Genomic DNA, 20,826 nt, shown 5'->3' on the forward strand with positions numbered 1-20,826 from the left:
CGCTCATCAGCCGTTCCTCGGCGGCCGCCGAGGCGGCGTTCAGCTCCGCGGCGGTCTGGTTGCCGAACGCGAACCCGAGCAGGATCAGGTGCTGGATCAGCACCCCGAAGCCGATCCGTTCGAACAGCCCGAAGGCCGGCAGCCCGGTCCCGGTGATCAGGAACATGCCGAAATGTACGACCAGCGCGGCGAGCACCCCGTACAGCAGCCAGCTGGCGACCGTGTTCAACTTGCCGGGATAGCCGGCCAGCACCACGGCCGGGGCGGAGCGGGCCAGCACCAGCCCGGCCGCCGGCAGCGCCAGCAGCGCCCAGCCGGCCCCGATCCGGTGGATCATCGAGCTGACCGTCGGGCTGACCGCCTCCGGCAGATCCGTCGGCAGCACGCCGGAGACGAACAGGCCGACGGCGAAGCTGATCAGCAGCCCGAACACCCAGCGCAGCCTGCCGCGCAGTTCCGGCCACAGCTTGGCCGCCCGGTGCACCCGGTGGGCCAGGATGACGCCGCACCCGGCCAGCAGGGACGCGCTGAACCACACCATGAGGTAGCCGCCGGGGATCCAGACGTAGTCGCTGACCGGCGCGAACAAGGGATTGATCGTGGCCGCCCCGGTGAGATGGGCGATCACCATGGGCGGGATGGCCAGGAGAGCGGCGACCGTCACCCAGGTCTGGGTCCGCAGCGAGGATTGAGAGAACTTCGACCGCGACTGCTTCGACCGGGCCGAGCGAGAAGCCTTCGACACGTTCGACATGAGCCTCAGCTACGACCCCTTTCCGGTCCGCCCGGACGTTCAGCCACTGGAGACCTTGGACAGGATATCGCCGTGCGGCGTACGCTCGCCGCTCCCCGTTCCGTATGTCGCGACAACCTGGTCGTGGTCACGCTGTCCGGCAGCACACCTGGGTCAACTCACGCCGCCTCGGCGCTATTCCGGGCCGCGCCGCTGAGGACCGGTACAGCCTCCCGCGGCGGGGCCGGTACCGCCGCGGGCTGCTCCGCCGCGACCACCGGACGCAGCGCGGCGGCCAGCAGGATCAGGTAGCCGATCAGGAACGCGAAACCGATCCGCTCCAGCAGGCCGAAGGCGGGCAGCCCGGACCCGGCCAGGGCCAGCGGCAGGTGGATCGACAGGAACACGAGCACCGCACCGAGCAGGCCGATCGCCAGGCCGACCAGCGACCGGGCGTGCCCGGCCCGGCACCAGCCGGCGGTACGGGCGACCAGGACACCGGCCAGCGGCAGCGCCAGGAAGGACCAGGCCGCCCCGATCCGGTGGATGACCGCGGAGGCGGTCGCGGCACCGGCCGCGCTGCCCGGCGGGTCGGTCGGGAACAGCCCGACCAGGATCAGGGCGACGGCGAAGCTGATCAGCAGTCCGGCGGCCATCAGCGGGCCCCGGGCCCGGCTGCTGCCGTACCGGCGGATCAGGTCGGCCGCGATGACCAGGCCGCAGCCGGCCAGCAGCAGCGAGCCGAGCAGCACCATCGGGTAGCCGCCCGGTACGAAGACGTAGTGGCTGATCGGCGCGGCGACCGGGTTCAGGCCGGTCCCGGTCAGGTGCAGCACCGCCATCGGGACCAGCGAGATCAGTGACAGGGTCGCCACCACCGACTGGGTCGCCGAGGTCGGAGCAGGCCTTGCGGAGCGGGTGATCAGCATGATCAACAGCGTTCCGGAATCCGCCGTCGGGATCGATCAGGCAGCCACCCGAACCGGACCTCGGGTTAACCCCACCCGCGGTGTGGTGCGGACCGGATGATCATGGAACGGATACGGCGACCCGGGCCGGGCTGCGCAGCACGACGGCGAGCAGGATCAGGTAGCCGATCATAAAGCCGAACGCGATCCGCTCGACCAGGCCGAGGGCCGGGATCCCCTCCGAACCGACGGCGAGCAGCGGCAGCTGAACGGAGCCGAAGAGCAGCACCCCGCCGAGCAGCGCCACCGCGAGCCGGGTCAGCGCGGCGCCGCTGACCGCACCCAGCAGCCGCGGCGCCCGGGCCAGCAACAGGCCGGCCAGCGGCAGCGAGAAGAAGGCCCAGCCGACGGCGAACCGGTGCACCAGCTCGCGGCTCGACACGACGGTGCTGCCGGCCGGATCGGTGGGCACCAGACCGACCACGATCAGCGCGACCGCGAAGCTGGCCAGCAGGACCGCGGCGAACTGCTGCTGCCAGCTGTCGACGTCGCGGAGCAAGTCGGCGGCGATCACCGCTCCGCCGCCGGCCAGCAGCCAGGCCCCGAGCAGCACCATCGGGTAGCCGCCGGGCAGGTGCACGTACTGGCTGATCGGGGCGGACAGCGGGTCGAGGCTCGTACCGGAGAACTGGCCGGCCAGCACCGGCAGCGGCGACAGCATCGCCAGCGCGATCACGACGGCCGGCGGGACCCAGTTCGAGAGGGTCCGATTCGGCTGCATTTCCGGTGCGAGAGCATTCGGCATGCGTCCAGAGTGACTGATGCCGTCGCCGGAGGCGATCGGGCAGGCCGCCGGATCCGAGGTCGGGCTGACCCGAGGACCCTGGTCGGACTCGGTACGACCGTGGTCGGACCCGGTCCGGCGACTTCACCCGCTGGGGGGTGGAATAGGGGTTGATCCCGAACAACAATGGGCGCATGCGTGCATTCCAGTCCCGCCCCCGTCTGCGGTGGATCATCCCGGTGGCCGCGGCCACGGCCCTGGTGGCCGGCAGCCTGGTCGCCGGTACGGCAGTCGCCGAGCCGTCGCTGCCCGAACGATCCGCCGAGCAACTCGTCGCCGAGGTCGCCCAGGCCCGGCCGACCCAGTTCTCGGGCACGGCGGAGACGCGCGCCGAACTCGGCCTGCCGGCGCTGCCGGGCAGCCGCCGCGGCAGCGACTTCGAGGCGCTGCTGTCCGGCACCAACACGATCCGGGTCTGGGCGGGCACCGAGGACCAGAGCCGGGTGGCCGTGCACGGGACGTTCGGCGAGTCCGACCTGATCCGCAACGGCTCCGACGTCTGGCTCTGGAACAGCCAGGAGAAGACCGCGGTCCACCACACGGTGTCGGACCGCGGCGAGCGGGACTTCGACGAGCGGGAGCTCACGCCGCAGCAGTTGGCCGCCCAGGCGATCGCCGCCATCGAACCGACCACCGAGGTCAGCGTCGCACGAAATGTGACCATCGCCGGCCGGGCCGCGTACGAACTGGTCCTGCAGCCCAAGGACGACCGGTCGCTGATCGAGCAGGTCCGGATCGCCGTGGACGGCGAGCGGTTCCTGCCGCTGCGGGTCCAGGTGTTCGGCGAGGGCGCGACCGAGCCGTCCGTCGAGGCGGCGTTCACCGAGATCTCCTTCGCCGCGCCCGACCCGAAGGTGTTCGACTTCACCCCGCCGCCCGGCACCGACGTCAAGCGCGAGGGGAGCGACCGGGACGAGAAGCCGGCCCGGCCGCAACCCGACGAGAAGGGCAAGCGGGACCAGGGTTCGAAGGGCGCGGACGGGCCGACCGTGATCGGCAAGGGCTGGACCGCGGTGTACCTGGCGGACGGCGGCGACACCGGCGAACTCACCGGCGAGGAGACCCTCGAGGCGTTGCCGCGGGTGTCCGGCGCCTGGGGCAGCGGCCGGCTGTTCAGCTCCCGGCTGGTCTCGGCGGTGATCGCGGACGACGGCCGGGTCGCCGTCGGCGCGGTACGGCCGGAACTGCTCTACGACGCGCTCGGCCGATGACCGGCCGGTCCCGGTGACCGATCCGGTCGTCACGTCGGGCCTGACCAAACGCTTCGGCCGGCAGGTGGCGGTCGACGCCATCGACCTGGTGGTTCCGGCCGGTTCGACGTACGGCTTCCTCGGCCCGAACGGCTCCGGCAAGACCACCACCATCCGGATGCTGCTGGACCTGATCCGTCCCACCGCGGGCAGTCACGAACTGTTCGGCCAGCCGATGCCGGCGTCGACCCGGGCCGTGCTGCCGCGGGTCGGCGCCCTGGTCGAGGGGCCCGCCTTCCATCCGTACCTCTCCGGGCGGGCCAACCTGATCCGGCTGGACGCTGCCGACCGCGCGGCCGACCCGCGCACGAGTGCCCGCCGGGTCGACGCCGCCCTGGACCGGGTCGGGCTGCTCAGCGCGGCCGGCAAGAACTTCCGGGCCTACTCGCTCGGCATGCGGCAGCGGCTGGCGCTGGCCGCGGCGCTGTTGATGCCGCGGGACCTGCTGGTGCTCGACGAACCGACGAACGGGCTCGATCCGCAGGGCACCCGTGAGGTGCGGCACCTGATCGCGGGCCTGGCCGCCGAGGGTGTCACGGTGCTGGTCTCGTCGCACCTGCTGTCGGAGGTGCAGCAGCTCTGCACCCACGTCGGGGTGATGAACAACGGCCGGCTGATCGCGCAGGGCCTGACCGGCGACCTCGGCTCGGCGGCGGTACGGACGGTCCGGGTCGACACCGACCGGCCGGCCGAGGCGGCTGCCGTGCTGGACCGGCTCGGCCTGCGCCGGGTGAGCACCGAGGCGGCAACCGTACGTGCCGAACTGGACGGACCGGAGCCGGAAGCGGAACCGGTGGCGGTCCGGGAGATCGTGCCGGCGCTGGTCGCGGCCGAGGTACCGGTGCTCGGGTTCGCCGTCGACGCGCCGAGCCTGGAGGACGTGTACGTCGAGCTGACCGGGGAGGGTTTCGATGTCAGCGGCTGAGGCGGTCGAGGGGGAGCGGACCGAGGAGCTCGAGACCGGTGGCCGGTTCCGGCTGCCCGGCCGGCTGCTCGGCTCGGAGTTGCGGTTGATCTTCACCCGGCGGCGCAACATCGCCGGAATGGCGGTGCTGGCCGCGGTGCCGATCCTGCTCGCCGTATCGGTCAAGGTGTGGGGCGGCGACGGCGGCGGGCCGGACTTCATCTCCTCGATCACGTCGAGCGGCCTGTTCGTCGCCCTGGCGGCGCTGACCATCGAGCTGCCGCTGTTCCTGCCGCTCGCCGTGGCGACGATCGCGGGCGACTCCATCGCCGGCGAGGCCAACCTCGGCACCCTGCGCTATCTGCTCACCGTGCCGGTCGGCCGGACCCGGCTGCTCTTGATCAAATACGCCTCGATCGTGATCTTCGCCCTGGCCGCCACGGTGCTGGTCGCGGCCACCGGTGTGCTGATCGGCGTGATCTTGTTCGGTGCCGGCCCCATGATCACCTTCTCCGGCACCCAGCTCGGCTTCGCCGCCGGCCTCGGTCGACTGGTGATCATCATCGGTTACCTCGCCGCGGGCTTCGCCGCGCTGGGAGCGATCGGGTTGTTCGTCTCGGTGCTGACCGAGCAGCCGATCGCCGCCACCGTCGCCACGGTGTTGATCAACGTCGCGATGTTCGTCTGCGACACCATCCCGCAATTGGACTGGCTGCACCCGTGGCTGCTCACTCACTGGTGGACCGCCTTCGGCGACCTGATCCGGGATCCGATGGCGTTCGACTCGATCGGCCGCGGCCTGCTCACGGCCGCCGGCTACGCCCTGGTCTTCTGGCTCGCCGCCTGGGCCCGCTTCTCCGGCAAGGACGTCAGCAGCTGACGGCGACCGGTCACCCGAGCAGCGGTCCTGGCGGCGTGTCGCTGCAGAACTGACCGGTCGGTGCGTGGGGCGGAAGGGGCCTTCGAGCGGCCCGGGTTGTCCGGAGCCAGAGAAGACGACCGCTGCGGTACGGATTCCGGCGGGCCGCGGGGCAGGATGACGTCATGACCTCGGGAAAGCTGGATCGGACGACGGCGAAGCACAGCGGCGTGGAGAAGGTGGGCTGGGTGCACATCGTCGACCGGCGGCTGCTGGTCGGCCGCAACCAGGGACGGACCCTGTTCTACCTGCCGGGCGGGGCCCGCGAGGCCGGGGAGTCGGACCTGCAGACCCTGGCCCGCGAGGTGACCGAGGAACTCGGCGCGACCATCCGGCTCGAGTCGGCCAGCCATGTCGGCACCTACGTGGTGTTCCGCGACGGCCGGGACGACCTGATCACCTTCATCGCCTACACCGCCGAGCACGAGGGCGACCTCGCCCCGCACAGCGAGGTCGAGGAACTTGCCTGGCTGACCTCCGCCGACGGCGACCGGGTGACCGAGGCCGAGCGCGAGCTGATGGCCACCCTCGTCGACCGTGACCTGATCGACTGACCCGATCGCGGGCGGCTGGAGCCGGGGCTCGCGTTCGGCGAGGATGGGGGTGTGGACCTGGATGCGGTGATGGCGGAGTTGCGGGCACTCGAGGATCCGAAGGTGCGGGCGGTCAACGTCAGGCACGGGGACGATCACGGGGTGAACCTGACCAGGCTGCGGGCCGTCGCGAAGCGGCTCAAGACGCAGCATGAGCTCGCCGGTGAGCTCTGGGCGACGGGGGACACCGCGGCCCGCCTGTTGGCGTTGCTGATCTGCCGTCCGAAGGCGTACGGCAGGGAGGAACTCGACGCGATGCTGCGAGAGGCGCGGGCGCCGAAGGTGCACGACTGGTTGGTCGGCTACGTGGTGAAGAAGAGCTTGTACGCGGAGGAACTGCGGGTGGCCTGGATCGACGATCCGGATCCGGTGGTCGCGAGCGCGGGATGGGCCCTGACGTCGGACCGGGTGGCCAAGCAGCCGGAGGGCCTCGATCTCGACGGCCTGCTCGACACCATCGAGGCCGAGCTGAAGGACGCGCCGGACCGGCTCCAGTGGGCGATGAACACCTGCCTGGCTCAGCTCGGCATCGAGCACCCCGAACTCCGCGCCCGCGCGATCGGCATCGGCGAGCGGCTCGAGGTGCTCAAGGACTATCCGACCTCACCGGGGTGTACGTCGCCGTACGCCCCGGTCTGGATCAACGAGATGGTCCGCCGGCAGCAGGCCTGAGGAGACTCAGGCGTCGCTGTCGCCGGCGCTGGCCTCGACCGGCTCGCCGTTGCGCAGCCGGCGACGGGTCCGGGTGCGGGTCCGGCGCGGCTGATCCGCCGACCGGCTCCGCTCCCGCCGCCGCTCGCCGCGATCTCCGCGGTCCCCGCGCTCCGAACGATCGGACCGCTCCGAGCGGACCGGCCGGTCGTCCTCCTTGGGCGGAGCGATCCGGCCCTTGACCGAGCGGTCGATGCCGAGGTCGTGGAAGAGGTGATCGGAGGTCGAGTACGTCTCCTGCGGTTGCTCGAACGGCAGCCCGAGGGCGTTGTTGATCACCTTCCAGCGGGTCTGGTCGGCCCAGTCCACGAAGGTGATCGCGACCCCGGTCGCACCGGCCCGGCCGGTCCGGCCGATCCGATGGATGTAGGTCTTCTCGTCGTCCGGGCACTCGTAGTTGATCACGTGGCTGACGCCCTCGACGTCGATCCCGCGGGCCGCGACATCGGTCGCCACCAGCACGTCGACGCCGCCGCCGCGGAACTGCTTCAGTGCCTTCTCCCGGGCGATCTGGGAAAGATCACCGTGGATCGGCCGCGCGGAGAAGCCGCGGTCGACCAGGTCGTCCGCGATCCGCTGCGCGCTGCGCTTGGTCCGGCTGAAGATCATCACCCGGTTCCGGCTCTCGGCCTGCAGGATCCGGGCCACCACCTCGGGCTTGTCCAGATCGTGCGCCTGGTAGACGAACTGGGCCGTGGTCGGGACCGTCGCCTCCTCGCCGCTCGCCTCGGCCCGGATGTTCACCGGGTGCCGCAGGTGCCGCCGGGCCAGGTTGACGATGGCGCTCGGCATGGTCGCCGAGAACAGCATGGTCTGGCGCAGTTCCGGGGTCTTGGACAGGATCCGCTCGACGTCGGGCAGGAAGCCCAGGTCGAGCATCTCGTCGGCCTCGTCGAGCACCATCACCTTGATGTGGCTCAGGTCGAGGACCCGGCGGTCGACCAGGTCCAGCAGCCGCCCGGGCGTACCGACGACGACCTCGACGCCCTCGGCCAGGGCGGCGAACTGCGGCTCGTACGCGACGCCGCCGTAGACCGTGCAGAGCCGCACCTTCCGGGTGGTCGACGCGGTGGTGAGGTCCTTGGCGACCTGGCTCGCGAGCTCGCGGGTCGGAGCCACGACGAGGCCCTGCGGTGCGCCGGGCTTGGCCAGTTCGTCGAAGTCGCGCTCGCCGGGCGCGACGACGCGCTGCAGCATCGTGATGCCGAACGCGAGGGTCTTCCCGGTGCCGGTCCGGGCCTGACCGATCAGGTCGGAGCCGGTCAGGGCGATCGGCAGCGCCATCGCCTGGATCGGGAACGGATGGGTGATGCCGACCTTGCCCAGGGCCTCGGTGATGGCCGGCATCACGCCGAGGTCGGCGAAAGTCTGCTCAGCGATCGGTTGGGGTTTGTCGGTCTGCGGTCCGCCGGTTTCCGGCGCGGTCTCCGCTAGCGTCTCGTTCGTCAGGATCTTCCCTTTGCCAGTCTGCAATTCCGTGTAAGTCTTCGTGGTACGGCGGTCCGGCAGCAGCATCGGGGAGCCTCTCAGCTCCAGCGCACGATGTCGCCGGTACGGCAGGCGCACAAACCCCGCACCAGGTCGCATTGTAACCCGCCGACCTAGCGAACCCACGAATCCGGGCCGACCGGGCAGACTACGGGCATGACCGCCGCCGTCCCGTCCGATCCGGAATATCTCGCCGGAGCCGTCGATCTGCTGGGTGTTCTGGGGTACGGCACGCTGACCGCGTTCGAGCGCCTCGCCGAGGACGCCCGGACCGCGCCGACGCTCGCCGACAAGGTGGAGATCGCACAGCTCGCGGCCCGCCAGATGGACCATTTCGACCGCGTCGCGGGCCGGCTGACCGACCTCGGCAGCGACGTGATGACGGCGATGCGCCCGTTCCACGCCCCGTTCGACGCGTTCCACGCCCACACCGCGCCGAAGGACTGGCTGGAGGGCCTGCTCAAGACGTACGTGGGCGACGGCTTCGCCGCCGATTTCTACCGGGAGGTTGCCGCCTTCGTCGACGCGGACACCCGGGCCCTGGTCAACGAGGTGCTGGCGAACGAGCTGCAGGCCGAGTACGTGGTGACGCGGGTGACCGACGCGATCCGGGCCGACCGCCGGGTCGCCGGGCGGCTGGCCCTGTGGGGCCGTCGGCTGGTCGGGGAGGCGCTCAGTCAGGCGCAGCGGGTGGCCGCCGACCGGGACGCGCTGACCAGCCTACTGACGGGCACCGTCGATCGCCCCGGCCTGGATCTGGCGGCGATCAGCCGGATGTTCACCCGGCTGGTCGAGCGGCACACGGCCCGGATGGCGCGGCTCGGCCTGCAGGCCTGACGCCTTCGGTTGGGGCGCCGGCCCGGGTCGCGCGGGCAGTTTCAGGACGGCGATCAGGCCGCCACCGCTGCGGGCCGCCAGGTCGAGCGTGCCGCCGTGCCGGGCGGCGATCGAGTTGACGATCGACAGCCCCAGCCCGACGTTGCGGCCCGCTCTGCCACGGGCTCCGGCCAGCCTGGTCTCCGTACCGCGGTAGAAGGGTTCCCGGAGCAGCTCGACGGAGTGCCCGGCGAGCAGGACGCCGGTGTTCTCGATCTTGAGCTCGACCGTGTCGTCGGTGCGACTCGCGTCGATCCAGACCGTGCCGCCGTCCCGGTTGTGCGTGATCGCGTTGTCGATCAGGTTGCTCACCGCCTGGCCGAGCATGGTCTGGTTGGCCTCGACGACCAGTCCGGCCGGCTGCCGGTTGATCATGGTCACGCCGGCCCGCTCGGCCTGCTCGGCCAGGTCGAACACGGCGTCGTCGACGATCGCCGAGAGGTCCTCCGGTTCCACCTTGATCGCCACGTCGTCGGTCCGGCTCAGCGCGAGCAGTGCGTTGATCAAGCGCTCGCTCTGCTGGCCGGCCTTGAGCGCGGTCCGTACCGAGCCCTCCATGGTGGCCGGCACCCGGCCCTGGGCGAGCGGGATCTCCAACGCGGTCCGGCTCACCGTGAGCGGAGTGCGCAGCTCGTGCGAGGCGTTCGCCACGAACCGCTGCTGCGCGGTGAACGCCGCTTCGAGCCGGTCCAGCATCGCGTCGAACGTGTCGCCCAGTTCCTTGATCTCGTCCCGCGGGCCGGGCAGCGACAACCGCCGGTGCAGGTCCCGGGTGGACAGGTCCCGCGCCATCGTCGTCACCTCGGTGATCCGGCCGACCGCCCGCCCCGCCAGCAGGTACGAGAGCACGGCGGCCAGCGCCGTGCAGCCGATCAGGGCCAGCACCGACCAGGGCATCAGCCCGCCGAGCACGGTGCTGGCCAGTTCGTTCTCGACCGCGAACCGGCTGGTCGTCTGATAGGGGGTGGTGTAGTACGGCTCGGCCGGATAGACCTGCACCGGCGCCGCCTGGCCGGACACCGCGATCGAGACCCGGAACAGCTGGTTGATGATCACGTACTCGATGCCGAGCAGCAGCAGACCGGTCAGGGCGACCAGGCCGGTGATCATGATCGTCAAGCGGGTACGGAAGCGCAGGCCCATGATCATCAACCCATCCGGTAGCCGAGCCCGGCCTCGGTGATGATCACCGAGGGCTCGCCGAGTTTGCGGCGCAACGCGTGCACGACGACCTTGACCACGCTGCGGGACCGTTCGCCGTCGTCGGTCCAGACCTGGTCCAGCAGTTCGGCCGGCGTCACCACGCCGCCGGCCGACTCCAGCAGCACCTGCAGCACGCCGAGTTCCTTCGGGGTCAGCCGGAGCGGCTTGCCGTCCCGCTCGGCGAGCCGGCGGGCCGGGTCGAGCCGGACCCCGGCGTGCTCCAGGATCGCCGCCGCCACCGAGCCGCCGCCGCGCCGGCCGAGGGCGCGGATCCGGGCCAGCAGTTCCAGGTAGGCGAACGGCTTGGCCAGGTAGTCGTCGGCGCCCAGGTCCAGGCCGGTGACACGGTCCGACAACGTACCGGCGGCGGTCAGCATGAGGATCCGGGCCGGATGGCCGATCGCGGTCAGGGCCCGGCAGACGGCATCGCCGGAGAGCGCCGGCAGGTCCCGGTCCAGCAGCACGACGTCGACGTCATGATCACCGAGGAAGGTCAACGCCGCGTCGCCGTCGTGCACCGCGTCGACGGTGAAGCCTTCGCCGCGCAGACCGGTCGTCAGCGTCTCGGCGAGGTCGGTCTCGTCCTCGACGATCAGGATCCGCATCCGGGCCGCTCCTCTCCTCAGCAGGCCCAACCAGGATGCCACCGGCCTGGTTAGCCCGGGGTTAGCTGCGACCGAACCACCGGCTAACCGGCGCGTCGATAGACCTGATCCCACCCCAGCGACACGAACGATCGAGGAGATCACGATGAAGGTCACCCACCTGGTCCGGGCGGCGGTCGCCGCGTCAGCCCTGGCGCTCGTCGCCGGTTGCTCCGGACCCGCTCCTGGCCAGGATCCGGGCGCGGCTCCGACCAGCCGCCCGCTGGACGCGTACCTCGATCCGCCGATCGACAAGCAGAAGTCGATGGACGACCAACGAAAGATCGAAGAGGCGGTGGCCCGCTGCATGAAGGAGCAGGGCTTCGAGTACACGCCGCGGCCCGCGGTCGAACCGCCCGAGGAACCCATGGGCCCTGACCTGAGCGATCGCGGCTGGGTGGAGAAGTACGGCTACGGCATCAGCACCCGCGACGAGCTGCCGGCGCAGGAACAGGACGATCCGAACGGGGACCGGATGGCGAAGATGACCGAGAAGCAGCGCGAGGCGTACCTGAAGGCGCTGCACGGCAAGGGCGGCGGGATGGCCGTCACGTACGGCGGCGGTGGGGTCCCGATGGGCCAGCCGGGCGAGGACAGCGGCTGCTACGGCAAGGCGCAGAAGGAGGTCTTCCCGAACGCGAAGCCGATCGACTTCCAGGAGTTCCAGGGCCTGTTCGAGGCGATGGCCAAGCTGGACGAGCAGGTGCAGGCGGATCCGCGGATCACCCCGCTGGTGGCCGACTGGGCCGGCTGTCTGGCCGGGGCCGGGTTCGGCGGCTTCAGCAAGATCAACGACCCGGAGCAGTCGATCCAGAAGAAGTGGGCCGACCTGAACGGCTGGAAGTACCAGGAGGGGGAGAACGGTGGCGGCTCGGTGACCATGGGCCGGCGGGCGGGCGGTGGCGATGACGTGAAGCCGCCGGATCCGGAGAAGGTGGCGAAGCTGCGGGCCGAGGAGATCAAGCTGGCGCTGGCCGACGTCGACTGCCGCAAGGACTACACGGGGACGTACGAGAACGTACGGCGTGAGCTCGAGCAGCGGTTCGTCGAGGAACACCGGGCCGAGCTGGAGCGGTACCGCGACCTGATCAACCAGGGGCGGTGACGTGTCGGCACGACGTCTCGTCGCGGCGGTGTCGCTGACCGCGGTGCTGGCCGCCGGCGGCGGCTTCGTCGCGGCGCAGTTCCTCAAGTCGCCGGCCGACCGGGCGGCCGAGCTGGCGCCGCCGTCGGCCGGACCGGTCACGGTTCCGGTGAGCAAGGGGCCGCTGACCTCGACCGTGGTGACCCGTGGCGACGTCGGCTTCAACGACACGACCAAGATCACGATCGCGCCGGGCAGCGGGGGAGCGGGCGTGATCACCGGAAAGGTGCCGAAGGTCGGCACCATGATCGACGAGGGCATGGTGATCTTGGAGGTGTCCGGCCGGCCGGTGATCGCGCTGGCCGGTTCGACGCCGAACTACCGGACCCTGCAGCCGGGCAGTGAAGGGGCGGACGTCAAGCAGTTGCAGCGGGCGCTGGCGCGGCTCGGCTACGACCCGGGGGAGGCCGACGGGACGTACGGCAGCGACACGGCCGACGCCGTCGCCGAGCTCTATCGTGATCTTGGCTACGACCCGCCGGAGCCGGCGGGTGACAAGGCCGGCGCGGAGAAGTCGGCCAAGGAGCGGCTGGCGTCGGCGAAGAGCAAGCTGGCGTCGGCGAAGAAGACGCTGGCGGAGATCAGGAAGGGTCCGAAGCGCTCCGAGCGGCTGTCCGCCGAGGGCCAGGTCGACCAGGCGCGGGCCCAGCTGGCGAAGGCGAAGAAGCAGCGTCCGAAGGACGAGGCCGCGATCGACGCAGCGGCGAACCAGTTGGCGGTCGCCAAGGCGCAGCTGAAGGAGATGCTCGCCAAGTACGAGGGTGACGCCGAACAGGACGCGGTGGACCAGGCCGAGGAGGATGTCGAGGACGCCGAGGAGGATCTGTCGGAGGCGGCGGCCGCGGCCGCGACGCCGCTGCCGCAGAGCGAGGTGGTGGTGCTGCCCAAGCTGCCGCGCCGGGCCGACGAGGTCTCCGCGAAGCTCGGCGCCGCCGTCTCCGGGTCCGTGATGACCGTGGCGGGTACCGAGCCGCAGGTGGTCGCGACCGTGACCGCCGCCGAGGCGGAGCTGCTGAAGAAGGGGATGAAGGCCAAGCTGGAACTGCCCGACGGCACCGAGATCCCGGCCAAGATCACCAAGATCGAGAACGACGACGAGGACGGCCGCAAGATCACGCTGGTGCCGGACAAGATCACCGCGAAGCAGGCGGCGGACCTGCGCGGCGCCAACGTGAAGGTCACGGTCTCGGTCGGCAGCAGCGACGGCGCGGTGCTGTCGGTGCCGTCGGCGGCCCTGTTCTCGACTGCCGACGGGGCGACCCAGGTCGAGGTGCAGACGGCCGAGGGCGGCACCCGGATGCAGTCGGTCCGGACCGGTCTGACCGCCGACGGCCAGACCGAGGTGCACCCCGTCGACGCCGACGGCAAGGACGTCGAGGAGGGGCCGGACACGCTGGCCGAGGGCAGCCTGGTGGTGGTCGGCCGATGATCATGGAGCCGGAGGCCGTGCCTGAGCAGGACATCGTGGTCGAGCTGGACGGCTTGACCAGGTCCTTCCCCGGCCCGCCCGAGGTGCACGCGGTCCGCGGCGTCGACCTGGTCATCCGTTCCGGTGAGTACGTGTCGATCGTCGGGCCGTCCGGCTCCGGGAAGTCGACCCTGCTGCACCTGCTGGGGCTGCTGGATCTGCCGAGCGGCGGGACGTACCGGCTGGACGGCGAGGATGTGTCGGCGCTGCCGGAGCGGCGCCGCTCAGCGGTCCGGGGCAGCCGGATCGGCTTCGTCTTCCAGGCCTTCCATCTGCTGCAGAGCCGGACCGTGCTGGACAACGTGATGCTGTCGATGCTCTACCAGGGCGTACCTCGGCGACAGCGGCGGGAGCGCGCCGAGGAGGCGCTCGGCCGGGTCGGGCTCGACCACCGTCGCGAGTTCACCCCACGCACCCTGTCCGGCGGCGAACGGCAGCGGGTCGCGATCGCCCGGGCGCTGGCCGGCCGCCCGTCCCTGCTGCTCGCCGACGAGCCGACCGGCAACCTGGACCGGGCCAATGCGTACGGGGTCCTGGAACTGTTCGACGACCTGCACGCCGATGGACTCACCCTGGCGGTGATCACCCACGACGACCAGGTCAGCCGGCGGGCCGACCGCCGGGTCCGGATGATCGACGGCCGGCTGGAACCGGTCGCTGAGGAGCGCTCATGAAGTCCATGATCAGACCGGGGGACCTGCTGGACGAGGCGATCCTCGGCATCGGGTCGCGACCCGCCCGGCTGCTGCTGACCATGATCGGCACCGTGATCGGGATCGGCGCGCTGGTGGCCACGATCGGCCTGGGCCAGACCGCCGGCGGACAGATCGCGGAGAAGTTCGATGCGGCGGCGGCGACCCGGGTGGTGGTCCGCCCGGCCGACAGCGGCTTCGGGATGGCCGACGGCTCGGCGCCGCAGCTGGCCGCCGACGTCGCGGAGCGGATCGCCCGGCTGGCCGGGGTGGTCGCGGCCGGAACGATCAGTGAGGTCGACATCGGTGACCAGACCGTGAGCGGCGTACTGCTCAACGACCCGACCGGCTCCGAGCAGATCGATCTGGACGTGTACGCCACCAGCCCGGACCTGCTCCGCGCCGCCGGCGGCTCGACATCGATCGGACGCTACTTCGACGCGGGCCATGATCGGCGGGCGGATCCGGTGGTCGTGCTCGGCTCCAGGGCTGCAGAGAGGCTCGGCATCACCCGGGTCGATCAGCGCCCGGTGATCTTCATCGGTGATCATCCGTACTCGGTGATCGGGATCGTCGGCGACGCCGGCAGCCGGCCGGAGCTGCTGGACTCGGTGATCATCCCGTACCAGGTGGCGGTGGACCGCTATGGCCTGGACGCCCCCGAGGAGGTCGAGATCAGGACGGTGCTCGGCGCGGCGCAGCAGGTCGCCGGCCAGGCCGCCATCGCGGCTTCCCCCAACGATCCGACCCAGGTCCGGGTGACCGCGCCGCCCCCGCCCGGCAGCCTCGGCTCCGACGTCCAGGCGGACCTGAACACGCTGCTGCTCGCCTTCGGCGCCGTCGCCCTGGTCGTCGGCGGCATCGGCATCGCCAACGTGACCCTGCTGTCGGTGATGGAACGCTCCGGCGAGATCGGCCTCCGGCGAGCCCTCGGCGCCCGGCGACGCCACATTGCCGGCCAGTTCCTCGCCGAGAGCGGTCTGCTCGGCGGCGTCGGCGGCCTGATCGGCACCGCCCTCTCGATCCTGGTCATCCTCGTCGTCTCGCTCGCCCAGCAATGGACCCCGGTCCTGCACCCGGCCCTCCCCGTCGCCGCCCCGATTCTCGGCGCCCTGATCGGCCTCGCCGCCGGCGCCTACCCAGCCCTGAAGGCCGCCGCCATCGAACCCATGGCCGCCCTCCGCCAAGCCGAATAACCGTCCGCCGACCGGTCACAAAAGCAGGCATTCTGCCGGCGTGTCGCTGCGGAAGTGACCGGTCGATTCGGGTGTGGGAGGTGATGACGAGATCGGGCGTCGGGAGGGTTTGCCGTCTCGAGGTGTCGGGTGCGATGGCCGGGAAGTCGACGGCCGAGCCGGACGCAAGCGCGTCGTGCGTGGGCGTGATCTTGAGCGCGTCGGCGCTGAGCGTGCGGTGATCGAACGCGGAGGTTGTCAGCGCTGGCGGTGGCGGATTGTCGGGGCGGGGGCTCCCGAGCGCCGTTGAGCTCGACCGCGGAGGTTGTCAGCGCTCGGTGGCCGCGGATTGTCGGGGTGGAGGCTCCCGAGCGCCGTTGAGCTCGACCGCGGGTCGGAGACCAGCGGTCGCCATGGTGATCGTGCAGCCGAGTCGAACCCGGTCAGCGCTGGGACCGTCGCCGAGCGCCCACGCTGCGCGTGCGTCGAGTGTGACGTTGCGTACCGTTGGAATCGATTTCAGGTGGTCGTATCGTCCACTCGATGACCCGATGGTGATCATGCTCGGAGGGCCGAGCCCCGGGTGTGAGGGCACGGCAACGCGCTTCGCCTGGGCGCAGTTCCCGCGGGCGGCTGGCGCAATCGAGGGCGGGAGCCGAATGAGGTGCGGGCCTGGTCAGAGTGGGCCTGGCGCGGTGAGGGCGCGAGTTCGACCGAGGCTCGGGGCGCGAAGAGGGCGCGACCTCGACCGAGGTTCGGGGTGGGCTGGGACGCGAGCCCGGGCGCGGTGAGGCGCGAGTTCGACCGAGGTTCGGCTTCGTCTGGGGCAAGGTGAAGGCGGGAGGTCGACCGAGGTTCGGGGTGGGGCTGGGGCTGGGGCGCGGGCGTGGGCGCGGTGAGGGCGCGAGTTCGACCGAGGTTTGGGGGTGGGCTGGGACGCGAGCCCGGGCGCGGTGGAGGGCGCGAATTCGACCGAGATTCGGGGTGGGGCCGGGCGCGGTGAGGACACGAGCTCGACCGAGGTTCGGCTTCGACTGGGGCGCGGGCCCAGGCGCGGGGAGGGCGCGACCTCGACCGAGGTTCGGGCTGGCTGGGCGTGGGTGAGGGCGCGAGCTCGACCGAGGTTCGGCGTCGACTGGGGGCACGGACCCGGGCGCGGGGAGGGCGCGAACTCGACCGAGATTCGGGGTGGGCTGGGGCGCGGGTCAGGGGCGCGAGCTGGACCAAGGTTCGGGGCCGGCTGGGGCACGGGCCCGATCGAGGCGACGGACGACCGGGGGCACCTGGCCCGACGAGGCACTGGCCGGCGAGACACCGGCCCGGCGAGGCACTGGCCGGCGAGACACCGGCCAGCGAGACACCGGCCGGCGAGACACCGGCCCGACGAGGCCCTGGCCCGACGAAACACAGGTCGACCAGGGAGAGTCGTCATGGGGTTTGGACGCGCGATCCGTCCCACCCCGGATCGACCGGTCACTTCCGCAGCGACACGCCGCCAGAATGCCTGCTTTGGTGACCGGTCGGCGAAATCGGGTGGGGAGGGTCAGACGGCGCCGAAGCCGACCGGGCGGGCGTTCTCCTCACCGAGGTCGAGGTAGCCCACCGAGGAGGCGGGGATGAGGACCTTGCGGCCGTACGTGTCGGTGAGGGTGAGCAGGCCGTCGTCGGTCAGGGCCTTGGTGAAGGCTTCCGCGACGTCGTCGGCCGAGGCGTTCGTGTCCACCACGATCTCCCGCGTGACCTGCTTGATGCCGACCTTGATCTCCACGCTTTCCTCCTGAACCCTCTGCCAGACACTGCCCGGGTGGGACACCGTACCGTCAACCGTGCCACAGTTGATCACCGCGGCGAGAACCTGTTCGCCGAAGGCGGAGTACGTCAGCCGACGGTCTTCTCGTCCTCGGTCGCCTCGCGGATCACGATCCGGGTCCAGGCGCCGAGGTAGATCCGGTCGTCGCTGTCCAGTTCGTGCTTGGGGCCGACCGGGATCGGCTGCTCCGGCAGCGGGCCGCTGGCCGAACCGACGAAGGTGCCGTTGCTGGAGTCGAGGTCCTCGACCCACCAGCGGGTGCCGTCGGTGGTCAGCTGGGACTGGCGCCGGCTGACGCCGGTGTCGTTCTCGCAGGGCAGGTCGGGGTGGATGTTCCGGCTCCGCGAGGTACGGCCGATCAAGATCGACTTCGCACGCAGCGGGACGATCTCGGGCGGCCCGGCGGAGGGGAGCGGGTCGGAGCTCTGCTGCACCGCGTACCAGTCCGGGTCGATCCAGACCTCGGCGACCCAGTCGAACGTCTCCGCAGGCTGATCACCCGCACCGGTCACCGGCCCGCTCGCCGGTGCACCGCCCTGGTCGGCGGCACCGGCTTGATCATCGCCGCCACCCGAACCGGCCTCCGCCGCGCCGTCGCCGGAGTCTCCGGGGTCGCCCGAATCGGCCGGCTCGGCCGTGCGCGGCATGGTGCCGGTGGTGAAGTCGTACCCGCAGGCCTCGCAGAACAAGGCCTCCGGCGGGTTCGGCACCGAGCAGTTCGGGCAGCTCACCTCCGCGGCCGGGGCCGACGAGCTGCTCGCCGGCGTGCCGGACGACGCGGCCGGCTGGGCCGGCGCCTGCGTGGCCTCGGCTCCGCCGGAGGCGACGATCGGCGCGCCGCAGACGTCGCAGTAGTCGTCCGAGGTGGAGACGTGCCCGTCCGGGCAGGTGACAGTCATGGAATCAGCCCTTGATCCTGGTCGTCTTGGTCGAGGCGGTGTCCAGTGCCATCTCGTCGGCCTTGTCCACCGAACGCTTCAACCGGACGGTACCGGTTTCCACGTCGTCGATGTCGACGACCTTCCGCAGCCGCGAGGTCGCCTCGTCGTTCCCGGTCTGTGCCGCCAGCTGGACGGCCCGCCCGAGCTTCGCGGTCGCCGTCGCGTCGTCGCCGGCGGCCTTCGCCTCCAGCCCGACCTTGATCGCGTCGGCCAACTCGGTCTGCCCGGTGTAGTGGGCCACCGCCGGGTCGATCCGGGTGGTCAGCGCGTCGTCGTTGGACCAGCGCGCCTTGACCAGCCCCTGCGCGACGACCTCGTCGCCGAGCGCCAGCTGCACCCGCGCGGCCAGCTGCTCCTGGCCGACCGCCTTGGCCGCCAGCCGGATCCCGACGTGGTAGTCGCGGGACTCGTCGCCCCACGCCCCGGTCGGGTACGCCCCCGTCAGCGGGTTCACGTCCGTCCGTCGGTGGGTCAGATCCTCCAGCTGCGGCGACACCTGCCGGACGAACTGGACCTGCGCGCCCTGCGGCGACCAGACCCGCAGCTGCGCGTCGGCCACGCCGCGGCCCATCGCCTGCTGCATCAACTCGGCGAACACGGCGGCCATCTGCTCCGGCTGCGGGATGATGTCGACGGTGCCCAGCAGCGCCTGCGCGATCCGGCGCACCTCGGCCACCTGCCAGTCGATCCCGACGCCGCGGCAGTCGCACTGGAACTTCCCGGTCACGTTGTGGATGGCGGCGGTCAGCTGCTCGGGCAGTTCGTTGTGGTTCTCGCCGTCGGTGAGCAGGATCGCGTGCTTCTGGGCCAGCCCCGGCACCGAGTCGAACAGCCGCCCGGCCAGGGTCAGCCAGGTACCCATCGCGGTGCCGCCCTCGGAGGTGAAGTCGCCCACCGCCTGGTGCGCGGCCGCTCGGGTACCGGCGTCCATCTGGACCATGCCGGCGCCGGTCCGTACCGGCGGGTACGCCAGGTAGGCCTGGTGGTTACCGGCCACGACGGCGAACCAGGTGCCGTCGATGATCTGGTCGATCGCGGCGGCCGCTGCGACCTTGGCCGCGTTCATGTTGGTCGTCCCCATCGACCCGGACGTGTCGACGATGATGATCTCGCCCGCCGCGCCGCCGCTCTGACCGGCCTGGCCCGCGCCGGTGCAGGTGACGGTGACGATCGCGTTCACGTCGGTGCCGCCGTCGGGCAGGAACTCGTTCTGGTACACAGCGGCGGAAAACTCGGCCATCAGGCTCCCCTTCATCCCCTCAGTGGTCGGTCTCACAGTATGCCGCCCCACCCGGCGCACGTGGGCCAGGCTCGGGGCACGGCATCAGGCAGTACGGCGAGCGAGGGCGACCGTGATGTTGTCCTTGCCGCCCTGCTCGTTGGCCCAGGCGACCAGCGCCTCGGCCAGCGGCAACGGCTCGGTGATCGCCAGCTCGGCGACCAGCTTCTGCAGGTCGGCCGCCTCCGACGCGTAGTTCCACAGGCCGTCGGAGACGACCATCACCCAGCCGGGTTCGGTCACGGTGAACTTCGCGGTACGCGGCATCACGTCGGGCGAGTCGCGGCCGAACCACTTGGTGATCGCGTGCGCCTGCGGCCCGTTCTCGGCCTGCTCCCGGGGCACGCCCATGTCGATCCGGGCCTGCGCCACCGAGTCGTCGACGCTCAGTTGCTGCGGCTCCCCGTGGCCGAGGTCGGGGATCCAGTAGGCCCGGCTGTCGCCGACGTTGCCGACCATGATCAGATCCGGCTCCACGACGGCGGCGACGAACGTACAGGACGGAGTGTTGATCGGCTCGGTCGGTTCCGGCGCGGCGCCCTCGCCGGAGCCGGCGCCCTGCGCGGCGGCCCTGGCCTTGGCTTCGGCCTCCAGTGCCGCCGACGCGTCCAGCACGGCCGCGTTGGCCTGGACCGCGGCCGCCTGCAGCGCCTGGGTCAGGGCCGCGGCCCGGCTCTCCGGCGTGCCCATCCCGGTCGCCCGGTGTGCCTCCAGGACGTCCCGCGCGGCCCGCGCCGCGGCCAGGCTGGCCACGTCGGAGTTGGGCGAGGTGGAGACGCCGTCGCAGACCACCAGGACGGCCCGGGAGTCCGGCTCCAGGTCCGCGGCGATCGCCGAGGCGTCCTCGTTGCGGTGGTGCCGGATGCCGCGGTCGCAGACGGCGGCCACCCACGGCGCCGGCTGCTCGGTGTAGTGGTCCCGCTCCCGGGGCGCCCTGGTGCCGCAGGTCAGGCAGTAGTCGTCGGCGCCGATCTCACCGCCGCACTCCTTGCAGGTACGGGGCGGCGCCACCGCCGGCTCGTCGCTCTGCTCGGCGCGGATCGACCGGGACAGCGTGATCGGCAGCTCCTCGCCGGAGTCGCCGGCGTCCGCGGGTGCCGCGGTCGGGTTCAGCTCGGCGCCGCACACCTCGCAGTACGAGGCGTCTGCGGGCACCTCCGCCCGGCAGTCGGGATTGGGGCAGGTCTGCGAGCCCGCTGCTGCAGGCGCTTCGGGCTCGGCTGAGCTCATCTCGGGCTCCGGGC

The 20,826-nt window shown here is 71.5% G+C and carries 19 protein-coding genes and 1 pseudogene; 10 read left to right on the forward strand and 10 right to left on the reverse strand.

Features of this window, described 5'->3' with window-relative positions:
* Positions 1–82: 82 nt before the first annotated feature.
* The 3 genes and pseudogenes from AC6CCG_RS32580 to AC6CCG_RS32590 all read right to left on the reverse strand — a co-directional run.
* Positions 83–754 (reverse strand): annotated as a pseudogene (locus AC6CCG_RS32580) (DUF998 domain-containing protein); the annotation flags it as partial.
* 158 nt (positions 755–912) lie between these two features.
* Positions 913–1,662: a DUF998 domain-containing protein gene (locus tag AC6CCG_RS32585; RefSeq protein WP_496659022.1), complete on the reverse strand. Its 750-nt coding sequence runs from the start codon at positions 1,660–1,662 to the stop codon at positions 913–915.
* 100 nt (positions 1,663–1,762) lie between these two features.
* The gene (locus tag AC6CCG_RS32590) at positions 1,763–2,446 is read right to left on the reverse strand and encodes a DUF998 domain-containing protein (protein WP_496659023.1); all 684 of its coding nucleotides are present in this window, start codon (positions 2,444–2,446) and stop codon (positions 1,763–1,765) included.
* 173 nt (positions 2,447–2,619) lie between these two features.
* Here AC6CCG_RS32590 and AC6CCG_RS32595 point away from each other — a divergent pair, with 173 nt between their 5' ends.
* The 5 genes from AC6CCG_RS32595 (at position 2,620) to AC6CCG_RS32615 (ending at position 6,823) form a co-directional block, all read left to right on the forward strand.
* A complete protein-coding gene (locus tag AC6CCG_RS32595; RefSeq protein WP_496659024.1) occupies positions 2,620–3,696 on the forward strand; it encodes a LolA family protein in 1,077 nt (358 codons plus the stop codon).
* 13 nt (positions 3,697–3,709) lie between these two features.
* Positions 3,710–4,660 (forward strand): ABC transporter ATP-binding protein, encoded by a 951-nt coding sequence (locus tag AC6CCG_RS32600; RefSeq protein WP_496659025.1) that lies wholly within the window; start codon positions 3,710–3,712, stop codon positions 4,658–4,660.
* Entirely contained in the window at positions 4,647–5,519 is an 873-nt protein-coding gene (locus AC6CCG_RS32605) for an ABC transporter permease (protein ID WP_496659026.1), read from the forward strand. Before AC6CCG_RS32600 ends, AC6CCG_RS32605 begins: the two co-directional genes overlap by 14 nt.
* Before the next feature lie 164 nt (positions 5,520–5,683).
* Entirely contained in the window at positions 5,684–6,112 is a 429-nt protein-coding gene (locus tag AC6CCG_RS32610; protein WP_496659027.1) for an NUDIX hydrolase, read from the forward strand.
* A 51-nt stretch (positions 6,113–6,163) separates the two neighbouring features.
* Positions 6,164–6,823, forward strand: coding sequence for a DNA alkylation repair protein (locus AC6CCG_RS32615; RefSeq protein WP_496659028.1), 660 nt, complete (start codon positions 6,164–6,166; stop codon positions 6,821–6,823).
* 6 nt (positions 6,824–6,829) lie between these two features.
* Here AC6CCG_RS32615 and AC6CCG_RS32620 read toward each other — a convergent pair whose 3' ends face one another.
* Positions 6,830–8,209 (reverse strand): DEAD/DEAH box helicase, encoded by a 1,380-nt coding sequence (locus AC6CCG_RS32620; RefSeq protein WP_496659029.1) that lies wholly within the window; start codon positions 8,207–8,209, stop codon positions 6,830–6,832.
* A 297-nt stretch (positions 8,210–8,506) separates the two neighbouring features.
* Here AC6CCG_RS32620 and AC6CCG_RS32625 point away from each other — a divergent pair, with 297 nt between their 5' ends.
* Positions 8,507–9,187 carry a ferritin-like fold-containing protein gene (locus tag AC6CCG_RS32625; protein WP_496659030.1) on the forward strand — a complete coding sequence of 227 codons (681 nt, stop codon included), beginning with the start codon at positions 8,507–8,509 and terminating at the stop codon, positions 9,185–9,187.
* Here the strand turns inward: AC6CCG_RS32625 and AC6CCG_RS32630 are convergent.
* Positions 9,071–10,375 (reverse strand): sensor histidine kinase, encoded by a 1,305-nt coding sequence (locus AC6CCG_RS32630; protein WP_496659031.1) that lies wholly within the window; start codon positions 10,373–10,375, stop codon positions 9,071–9,073. The genes AC6CCG_RS32625 and AC6CCG_RS32630 overlap by 117 nt on opposite strands.
* Entirely contained in the window at positions 10,375–11,034 is a 660-nt protein-coding gene (locus AC6CCG_RS32635; protein ID WP_496659032.1) for a response regulator transcription factor, read from the reverse strand. Before AC6CCG_RS32635 ends, AC6CCG_RS32630 begins: the two co-directional genes overlap by 1 nt.
* Positions 11,035–11,179: 145 nt before the next feature.
* On the opposite strand from AC6CCG_RS32635, the gene AC6CCG_RS32640 reads away from it, so the two are divergent.
* The 4 genes from AC6CCG_RS32640 to AC6CCG_RS32655 are packed head-to-tail and all read left to right on the forward strand — an operon-like array spanning position 11,180 to position 15,573.
* Positions 11,180–12,178 carry a hypothetical protein gene (locus AC6CCG_RS32640; protein ID WP_496659033.1) on the forward strand — a complete coding sequence of 333 codons (999 nt, stop codon included), beginning with the start codon at positions 11,180–11,182 and terminating at the stop codon, positions 12,176–12,178.
* Between the two features lies 1 nt (position 12,179).
* Positions 12,180–13,646, forward strand: coding sequence for a peptidoglycan-binding protein (locus AC6CCG_RS32645; protein WP_496659034.1), 1,467 nt, complete (start codon positions 12,180–12,182; stop codon positions 13,644–13,646).
* Positions 13,643–14,359, forward strand: coding sequence for an ABC transporter ATP-binding protein (locus AC6CCG_RS32650; RefSeq protein WP_496659035.1), 717 nt, complete (start codon positions 13,643–13,645; stop codon positions 14,357–14,359). The genes AC6CCG_RS32645 and AC6CCG_RS32650 overlap by 4 nt, the downstream gene beginning before the upstream one ends.
* A complete protein-coding gene (locus AC6CCG_RS32655; RefSeq protein WP_496659036.1) occupies positions 14,356–15,573 on the forward strand; it encodes an ABC transporter permease in 1,218 nt (405 codons plus the stop codon). Before AC6CCG_RS32650 ends, AC6CCG_RS32655 begins: the two co-directional genes overlap by 4 nt.
* Before the next feature lie 1,522 nt (positions 15,574–17,095).
* Here the strand turns inward: AC6CCG_RS32655 and AC6CCG_RS32660 are convergent.
* The 4 genes from AC6CCG_RS32660 to AC6CCG_RS32675 form a co-directional block, all read right to left on the reverse strand.
* On the reverse strand, positions 17,096–17,320 hold the full coding sequence (locus tag AC6CCG_RS32660) for a DUF3107 domain-containing protein (protein WP_496659037.1): 225 nt from the start codon (positions 17,318–17,320) through the stop codon (positions 17,096–17,098).
* Positions 17,321–17,430: 110 nt separating this feature from the next.
* Positions 17,431–18,261, reverse strand: coding sequence for a double zinc ribbon and FHA domain-containing protein (locus AC6CCG_RS32665; protein WP_496659038.1), 831 nt, complete (start codon positions 18,259–18,261; stop codon positions 17,431–17,433).
* 4 nt (positions 18,262–18,265) lie between these two features.
* Positions 18,266–19,543 carry a vWA domain-containing protein gene (locus AC6CCG_RS32670; RefSeq protein WP_496659039.1) on the reverse strand — a complete coding sequence of 426 codons (1,278 nt, stop codon included), beginning with the start codon at positions 19,541–19,543 and terminating at the stop codon, positions 18,266–18,268.
* An 84-nt stretch (positions 19,544–19,627) separates the two neighbouring features.
* The gene (locus AC6CCG_RS32675) at positions 19,628–20,812 is read right to left on the reverse strand and encodes a protein phosphatase 2C domain-containing protein (protein ID WP_496659040.1); all 1,185 of its coding nucleotides are present in this window, start codon (positions 20,810–20,812) and stop codon (positions 19,628–19,630) included.
* Between the last annotated feature and the right edge of the window lie 14 nt (positions 20,813–20,826).

This window comes from Microlunatus sp. YIM B11417 (assembly GCF_059617205.1).

Bases quoted from the DNA above. Each gene is read 5' to 3' on its own strand.
- AC6CCG_RS32585 (WP_496659022.1), bottom strand. From the start codon at position 1,662: ATGCTGATCACCCGCTCCGCAAGGCCTGCTCCGACCTCGGCGACCCAG.
- AC6CCG_RS32590 (WP_496659023.1), bottom strand. From the start codon at position 2,446: ATGCCGAATGCTCTCGCACCGGAAATGCAGCCGAATCGGACCCTCTCG.
- AC6CCG_RS32595 (WP_496659024.1), top strand. From the start codon at position 2,620: ATGCGTGCATTCCAGTCCCGCCCCCGTCTGCGGTGGATCATCCCGGTG.
- AC6CCG_RS32605 (WP_496659026.1), top strand. From the start codon at position 4,647: ATGTCAGCGGCTGAGGCGGTCGAGGGGGAGCGGACCGAGGAGCTCGAG.
- AC6CCG_RS32610 (WP_496659027.1), top strand. From the start codon at position 5,684: ATGACCTCGGGAAAGCTGGATCGGACGACGGCGAAGCACAGCGGCGTG.
- AC6CCG_RS32620 (WP_496659029.1), bottom strand. From the start codon at position 8,209: ATGCCGGCCATCACCGAGGCCCTGGGCAAGGTCGGCATCACCCATCCG.
- AC6CCG_RS32625 (WP_496659030.1), top strand. From the start codon at position 8,507: ATGACCGCCGCCGTCCCGTCCGATCCGGAATATCTCGCCGGAGCCGTC.
- AC6CCG_RS32630 (WP_496659031.1), bottom strand. From the start codon at position 10,375: ATGATCATGGGCCTGCGCTTCCGTACCCGCTTGACGATCATGATCACC.
- AC6CCG_RS32635 (WP_496659032.1), bottom strand. From the start codon at position 11,034: ATGCGGATCCTGATCGTCGAGGACGAGACCGACCTCGCCGAGACGCTG.
- AC6CCG_RS32640 (WP_496659033.1), top strand. From the start codon at position 11,180: ATGAAGGTCACCCACCTGGTCCGGGCGGCGGTCGCCGCGTCAGCCCTG.
- AC6CCG_RS32650 (WP_496659035.1), top strand. From the start codon at position 13,643: ATGATCATGGAGCCGGAGGCCGTGCCTGAGCAGGACATCGTGGTCGAG.
- AC6CCG_RS32655 (WP_496659036.1), top strand. From the start codon at position 14,356: ATGAAGTCCATGATCAGACCGGGGGACCTGCTGGACGAGGCGATCCTC.
- AC6CCG_RS32665 (WP_496659038.1), bottom strand. From the start codon at position 18,261: ATGACTGTCACCTGCCCGGACGGGCACGTCTCCACCTCGGACGACTAC.
- AC6CCG_RS32670 (WP_496659039.1), bottom strand. From the start codon at position 19,543: ATGGCCGAGTTTTCCGCCGCTGTGTACCAGAACGAGTTCCTGCCCGAC.
- AC6CCG_RS32675 (WP_496659040.1), bottom strand. From the start codon at position 20,812: ATGAGCTCAGCCGAGCCCGAAGCGCCTGCAGCAGCGGGCTCGCAGACC.